This is a genomic window from Mesonia mobilis DSM 19841, from assembly GCF_000423405.1.
In the GTDB taxonomy this organism is placed as follows: Bacteria; Bacteroidota; Bacteroidia; order Flavobacteriales; family Flavobacteriaceae; genus Mesonia; species Mesonia mobilis.
Map to the genome: position 1 here is coordinate 1 of NZ_AUHX01000023.1, position 7,457 is coordinate 7,457.

6 protein-coding genes are annotated in these 7,457 nt (G+C 36.4%); 2 read left to right on the forward strand and 4 right to left on the reverse strand.

The window, feature by feature from the left end; genetic code table 11:
- Positions 1–335, forward strand: a 335-nt coding sequence (locus tag G551_RS0111815; RefSeq protein ID WP_027885714.1) for a transposase, incomplete at its 5' end; no start/stop codon positions are given.
- 282 nt (positions 336–617) lie between these two features.
- Positions 618–911: a GIY-YIG nuclease family protein gene (locus G551_RS0111820; protein ID WP_027885765.1), complete on the forward strand. Its 294-nt coding sequence runs from the start codon at positions 618–620 to the stop codon at positions 909–911.
- Positions 912–1,071: 160 nt separating this feature from the next.
- Here G551_RS0111820 and G551_RS0111825 read toward each other — a convergent pair whose 3' ends face one another.
- From G551_RS0111825 to G551_RS0111840, 4 genes are all read right to left on the reverse strand, one after another.
- Positions 1,072–3,228, reverse strand: coding sequence for a prolyl oligopeptidase family serine peptidase (locus G551_RS0111825; protein ID WP_027885766.1), 2,157 nt, complete (start codon positions 3,226–3,228; stop codon positions 1,072–1,074).
- A gap of 124 nt (positions 3,229–3,352) precedes the next feature.
- Positions 3,353–4,150, reverse strand: coding sequence for a DUF4625 domain-containing protein (locus G551_RS0111830; protein WP_027885767.1), 798 nt, complete (start codon positions 4,148–4,150; stop codon positions 3,353–3,355).
- A 43-nt stretch (positions 4,151–4,193) separates the two neighbouring features.
- Positions 4,194–4,544 carry a hypothetical protein gene (locus tag G551_RS0111835; RefSeq protein WP_027885768.1) on the reverse strand — a complete coding sequence of 117 codons (351 nt, stop codon included), beginning with the start codon at positions 4,542–4,544 and terminating at the stop codon, positions 4,194–4,196.
- A complete protein-coding gene (locus G551_RS0111840; protein ID WP_027885769.1) occupies positions 4,545–6,935 on the reverse strand; it encodes a TonB-dependent receptor in 2,391 nt (796 codons plus the stop codon).
- Between the last annotated feature and the right edge of the window lie 522 nt (positions 6,936–7,457).

The following is a 7,457-nucleotide window of genomic DNA, read 5'->3' on the forward strand; positions in this document are numbered from 1 at the left end:
CAGTAAAAACAGAAGGTTTTAAGCGATTATGTGACCCGAGAAAACTGGCTTGTTTTGCTGGAGTGGTACCATTTGAACAACAGAGCGGCACCAGCCTGAGAACCAAACCCAGAGTATCTAAAATGGCAGATATGACATTAAAGTCCGTACTTCAGATGGCTGCTATGAGGGCGGTAAGAATGCAAAATGATTTACGAATTTATTACCTAAGAAAAGTCGAAGAAGGCAAAAATAAGATGAGTGTTTTAAATGCGGTCAGGAACAAGTTAATACACATCGCTATGGCATTAATTAAAAATCAAACAAATTATAAAAATCGTTTGCAATTGTCATAGAAATCGAACTGACTTTTTTTGGTCACTTTGATTGGGCGTTTGTAGCGATAGCAGAAAACAGCTGTATCGAGAAGTTATTACGAATAGTTCTCAATACAATTTACCTCCGTTTTACTGCGCCAAATCACTCGAACTGACTTTCTTTTGGTCACTTCGAGTGGGTGTTTGTAGCGATAGCGGAAAACAGCTGTATCGAGAAGGGGATTAATATTGTTCTCGATAACATTCATTATTTTTATGTTATAAATTCAATTCAACTGACGTTTTCAAAACAAATAGTTTATGAAAGTATATTACGCATATATTTTAAAATGCTCTGATAATACTTATTATACAGGAATAACTTCCAACCTTGAACAAAGATTATTTGAACACCAATCGGGTATTTATAAAAGCAGCTATACTTTTAGTAGACGTCCAGTTGAACTTAAATATTATACTGAATTTTCAAACTCAGGAATGGCAATAGATTTTGAAAAGAAAATTAAAAAGTGGTCAAAGGTCAAAAAAGAAGCCTTAATTAATTCAGAATATGACAAGCTTCCTAATTTAGCTAAGAAAAAGTTTAATAACTAGCCTTTGTCACTTCGAGTGATTGCTTTTTGCGATAGCGAAAAAGCAATTGTATCGAGAAGTTGTTAAGAAAATGTTTCTCGATACAATTTGTCTCCGTTTCACTGCGTCAAATCACTTGAACTGACGATAGTTATCTAGTTATTAATCATTAAAAATATTACTACTCTTTCGGTAAGTTTTTAAAACCCATGTTCCATAAGGTGAAACCGTAAATATCGGCATATTGCTCGATGGTTTTGGTTACAGGCGTTCCTGCACCGTGACCGGCATTAGTTTCAATTCTAATGAGTACCGGGTTTTGTCCTTCTTGTTTCTCTTGTAATTCAGCGGCAAACTTAAAACTATGTGCCGGCACAACACGATCGTCGTGATCTCCGGTAGTTACCAAGGTTGCGGGGTATTCAACATCATTTTTTACATTATGTACCGGTGAATAGTTATATAAATACTCAAACATTTCTTTAGAATCTTCTGCCGTTCCGTAATCGTAAGCCCAACCTGCACCTGCGGTAAAGGTATGGTAACGTAACATATCTAAAACGCCTACGGCCGGTAAAGCTACTTTCATTAAATCTGGTCGCTGCGTCATGGTAGCACCGACCAATAAACCTCCGTTAGAACCTCCACGAACCGCTAAAAATTCTTGAGAAGTATATTTATTTTCAATTAAATATTCTGCAGCGGAAATAAAATCGTCAAATACGTTTTGCTTTTTCGTTTTGATCCCTGCATCGTGCCATTCTTTACCATATTCGCCACCACCACGAAGGTTAGGAACCGCGTAAATACCACCTTGCTCCATCCAAACAGCGTTGGTAATACTAAAAGAAGGCGTTAAACTAATGTTGAAACCGCCGTAACCATAAAGTATTGTAGGGTTTTTGCCATTCAGCTCGATCCCTTTTTTGTGAGTAACGATCATCGGCACTTTTGTACCATCTTTAGAAGTGAAGAAAACCTGTCGGCTTTCATAATCTTCTGCTTTAAAATCGATTTCTGGTTTTCTGTAAAGTTCAGAAGTGCCTTCTTCGATATTATATTTATAAATGCTGCCTGGTGTGATGTAATTGGTAAATGAATAGTATAATTCTTTTTCTTCTTTTTTACCGCCAAAACCACCAACGCTTCCTAAGCCCGGAAGGTCTACTTCTCGTACCAAATTGCCTTCGTAATCGTATTGTTTTACGGCAGAAACGGCATCTTCCATATATTCAGCAAAAAAATAACCGCCACCGGTGGAAGGGCTCAACACATTTTTGGTTTCCGGAATAAAATCGACCCAATTTTCAGGACTTGGGTTGGCCGCATCGACGGTAACAATTTTCTTATTTGGCGCATTTTTGTTCGTTACTAAATAGAGTTTGCTACCCTGATTTTCGATCACATACGTATCGGTTTCGGTCGTGCCGATAATGGTTTTTAATTCGGCTTCGGGGTTTTCTAAATCTTTAAGGAATAATTTATTCCCAGAAGTAGAAACACTGGCTCTTATGAGTAAATATTTATTGTCTTCTGTTACGCTACCACCTACGTAACGATGTTTTTCAGCTTCATTTCCGCCAAAAATCAATTCATCTTCTTTCTGAGAAGTTCCCAGTTTATGGTAATATAATTTATGCTGATCTGTTTTGGCTGAAAGTTCGCTGCCTTTAGGTTTATCGTAGCTCGAGTAGAAAAAGCCTTCGTTGCCTTTCCACGACATTCCGCTAAACTTAATATCGACTAAGGTGTCTTCAGTGATCTCTTTGGTTTCAGCATGCATAACGATCACTTTTCGCCAATCGCTTCCGCCTTCAGAAATAGCATAAGCTAAAGTTTTACCGTCTTCAGAAAAACTCATTCCGCCTAAAGAGGTAGTGCCATCTTCGCTAAATATATTAGGATCTAAAAATACTTCAGCAGTAGAAGGGTCTTCGCCGGTTTTATAGCGATAAATCACATATTGATTTTGTAAATCGTTGTTTTTACTAAAATAGGTATAGTCGCCTTCTTTGTAAGGAGCGCTCACTTTTTCGTAATTCCAAAGTTTTGAGAGTCGCTCTTTCAGCGAATCACGATAGGGAATTTGGTTGAGGTAATCGAAAGTAACTTTATTTTCGGCTTTTACCCAAGCTTCTGTTTCTTCACTTCGGTCGTCTTCTAACCAACGATACGGGTCTTTTACTTCGGTGCCAAAATAATTGGTTACGGTATCTGCTTTTTTGGTTTCAGGATAGTTCAAGGCAATCTCTTTTTGAGTGTTTTCTTCTTTTTCTTTTGTTGAATCGTTACACGCGACTAGCGCTAATGCAATTAAGGGAAATATGATTTTTTTCATCGCTATATGATTTCTTGATTCTTTTCAAATTTAAGTAAAATTGAGGACTCTAAAATGAGTAGACTTATAAAAGAAAAACCCTACTGTGAAGTAGGGTTTTTCTTGTTTGAAAGAGTTTTTCAACTTATTCTGTAATATGAAAATGACTTCCTTCAGAATGTGTGTGACCTTCGGTATCGATTACCGTAATAGTGATGTGATACTCACCGGCTGTAGCATTAGCCGGAACATCGATATGTTCTACAAATTCTGCTGAATTACCGCTATAAGTCGTAAAATCGTTACTGTAAGTCCAATCTTCTTCGTCACCTTCTGGAGTTAAATCGTGTCCGTGAAGGTTTACAGAAATGGTTTGAATACCGTGTTCTGCATTGACAGAAGCTTCTACGTGAAATTCACCACCTTTAGCGGCATCTTCAGTATGAACATCGGTAATGGTGATCCCGTGTTCTTCACCGCTATGCTCTTCACCAACAATAATTCTTACATAGGCTTCACTTTGGTTTCCTGCCTGGTCTAAAACAATAATCCCAACGTGATAAGCTCCTTCAGCAGCATTTTCAGGAACTTCTAAATGCTGATGAATTGTATAGTTAGTTTGCCCCGGATCTAACTCTTGCGTTTGGTTTAACGACCAAGGGATGGTTTGTTCTACACCGAACGGTCTGTCGTGATCGTGACCATCAAAATCGTTATGTACTTCAATTTTATAAGAAGCTAACTCTACATCGTCTTCTAACTCTACATCTAAATGTACTTCGCCACCAACCGCTACAGCTTCATCTGAAGTTGGTTCGTGAATAGTAACTACCGGCGCTTGATTGTCTAAACCGTCGCTAAAATCGTCGTCGCTACAAGAGGTTAACCCTAAAGCTGCTGTGATGGTAAATAAGTAAAATATGTTTTTATTAAAAATTTTCATTGTTATTATTTTTTGTTGAATGATGTTATTTGTTTTAAAAAGTTTACGAAAGTTGAACCTCATTCGGCGGTCCTCGTAAATAGTAAAAAAGCGAAACAGTTTTAATGTGGCTAATCGCTATAAAAGAGAAATATTTAGTTTGGGATATGTCATTTAATTCATAGTTACTTTCAGCATTTAAAATGAGCCAGTTATTTTTCCATAGATGAAAAATGCTACACTCGTGACTTTTTAAACTCGCAAGTTTTAATTCTTGAACATAACTTTCTTCGGAAGAAAAATCGTTGATAAGGTATTCGTGATCTATCGCCAAAAAGTGAAATGACAAATAGAACTGCGAAGCCGTAAAAACCGCTAATAGAAAATAGGTGATATGTTGCTGAAATTTTTTCAATTAAAACGGAACCTGTAGTGTTAATTGAATATTTCTCGCCAATTCTGGTATTTCTAACCTCCTGTAAAAACTCGTGTGTTTAAAGTATTTTTTATTGAAGAGATTAGAAACCTGTAAGTGAACAGTGCTTTGTTTATTGAATAAGTTGAAGCCTTTTTTTAAACCCAAACCAAATAATGCATAACCGGGAGTCACGAGTTCTCCTTGTGCAATACGATCTTGCTCCGTCGTCATTCTTGTATTGGCATAAATTTCTGTGTTTTGAAAAATCGTATTTTGGTTGTTGAAGGAATATCCAACTTCTGCATACAAATTATTAGCCGGAGTAAAAGGTAACGGATAATTTCTAGAGCTTTCTGAAGTTAATTGCTGATTGTATAAATATTCTGCAACCACTTGCGTATTTAACTGCTCGAAAAATGTTTTTTGAAGACTTACTTCAACACCACTCAACACAGCTTGTGATTGACTGTAGCGATACAATTGCCCGGAATGTGGCAGCAAAGAAAAAGTTCTTGTAGGCTGAAGAAATATATAATTATCGAAATAATAAATATAAGGGTTTACCCTCGCTACAAAGTCGCTGGTTTTGTAAGTAATTTCTAGATCACCTACATAACCTTTTTCAGGATCTAGATCTGGATCTCCTTGTTCGTGTCTAAATGAACCGTGGTGAATTCCGTTGGCTCCAAGTTCAATCGGTGTTGGTAATCTAAAGTTAGTACCGATATTGGCATTTAAAGTGAATTTATTCCAAGTGAATAAACCTCCCAGCATTACATTAAAATTTCCGAAGTTTCGAGATAATTGCGGACTCCTTTGCGCATACTCATTAGCGGTTGCTTCACTCTCACCATTTTGTAATAAATAATCGTATAAATAATTATCGTAAAAATCATTCATATCAACTTTACCATAATCATAACGTAGCCCTAAACTCCACAGCGTAGAATTCGAGATCTTATATTCGTGGGTTAAAAAGGCAGCATAGTTTTGCGCTTCGTATTCCGGCAATAAAAAATTAAAACCTTTAATGTTATTGTCTTGGTATTTAGCTTCCACTCCTAAATTTGTGGTGTGTTCATCAGAAAATTTCTGTTCCCATTTTACTTTTGCGTCGTAAGTGGTTAAATCGAAATTCAATTCTAAATTAGGATCAACTTCTGGAGGTTCTTGATTGCCGTAATGCGTATGAAATAAACTCCACTCTTGGCGATGATTGTGTTGATAACCTAAATTCACCGTTAGTTTTGCATCGTCATTGATAAAAAAGTGGTTGTTGTTAATCAATTTAAAATGATTAACACGTTGATAGGGGTAGCCAATATTTCTGCGGTCGCCATCGGGTTGAACGCGTTCAATAGAAGGAATACCGTGTGCACCCGGGAAAAAACCAGATTTTTGATAAACATTACTTAGGCTTATAGAACTTCTAAAATTCTCTCCCAAATATCCCGCTTGCGCATACCAATCTATTTCTTTACCGGCGGTATTTTTTAATTCTTCATCATAAATAGGAATGTTGAAGTTGAGGTAATTGATCGTATCTGCAGGAAGTTTATAATCGGCGTACGATAAACCGGTAGCTCTAGCCTTGGCGAAAAATTTATCAGATTTATAATTAATGTTGAAAGAACCGCCTAAAGTTTGATTAACCGATTTTGCAATCGTTAACACTTTACCAGAAATACCATCCTCTGCAGGAGCTTGGTCGTTATCGATTTTTAAAACACCACCAATGGCATCGCTACCATATTCAATAGCGGCAACGCCTTTAATTACTTCTAATTTTTCTACAGAAAGCGCATCGAGTTCTAAGCCGTGATCGGCGCCCCATTGCTGGCCGGCTTGGTTAATTCCGTTTTCACTCACCACAACTCGGTTTAAGCCTAAACCACGAATAATAGGTTTAGAAATACCGGCACCAACTTCCATCGCATTTACGCCCGGTAGCTTTTCTAAACTCGTAGAAAGCGATCCTGTATATTCTTGTTCGATAAAATCTTTAGTAACTACTTCTCGGTTTAAAACAGTGGTTTCAACGGTATTTCCTTGGAGTAATACTTGTTCAAGTTCTTTCCAATGGTGTTCGAGTTTTATTTCTTCTTCAGTATCGCCTTCAATTAAAACCGGATAAATTAAATCTTGACATTCGGGATGGGTGATTTTTAATTCAATTTTACCTTCACATAAATGATTGATGCTAAATTTTCCGTAGAAATCTGAATAGACTTCTACATCGCTACCAATCACATTAATTACGGCATCAACTAAAGGTTCGCCGTTATGCTCGTCGGTTAAGGTTCCTGAAAATGTATACTCACAATTTTGTGCTTGTAGCGAAAAACTTGCCACCAAACTTAAGATGAGCACTGATAAAACAGTTTTCATTTCTAATAGAATTTTAAAATGGGGTTGATCTCTATTTTTGCTTCAGAATTTATCCGGAAAAAATAGAAGTTTGAATGCTGAAATATTCTTTAAATTGAAATCTAATTATCTGAAAATTAGAAATTATTGAAAGAATTTTGAATGTCCGTAATGCATCATAAAATGTTCCGTCACCCTGAACTTGATTCAGGGTCTCATCTGATAAGCTTTGATTTTTAGCATTATATGAGATTCTGAAATAAATTCAGAATGACGCAGAAATTAATTATTACAAATAACGGATAATCAAAAAGAATTTATTTCAACAGAATCATCAAATAAATAATAACTCAATTGAGTTTGTTCAATTCAGTTAAAAAAATAGGAAAGCTTAAACAGCCGGCGGAGGTTTGTTGTAAATAAGACAGAAAGGAGTTTTTTCTGTCGCTACAGAAGAATAATTACTAATTATAAAATGATGCTCTTGAAGAAAGGGTTCTTCAATTTCAAAAATATATGACGAGGGTATTAGCGGAGTTTTTT

Coding starts and splice junctions, on each gene's coding strand:
- G551_RS0111830 (WP_027885767.1), bottom strand. CDS start 4,150: ATGAAAATTTTTAATAAAAACATATTTTACTTATTTACCATCACAGCA.
- G551_RS0111840 (WP_027885769.1), bottom strand. CDS start 6,935: ATGAAAACTGTTTTATCAGTGCTCATCTTAAGTTTGGTGGCAAGTTTT.
- G551_RS0111820 (WP_027885765.1), top strand. CDS start 618: ATGAAAGTATATTACGCATATATTTTAAAATGCTCTGATAATACTTAT.
- G551_RS0111825 (WP_027885766.1), bottom strand. CDS start 3,228: ATGAAAAAAATCATATTTCCCTTAATTGCATTAGCGCTAGTCGCGTGT.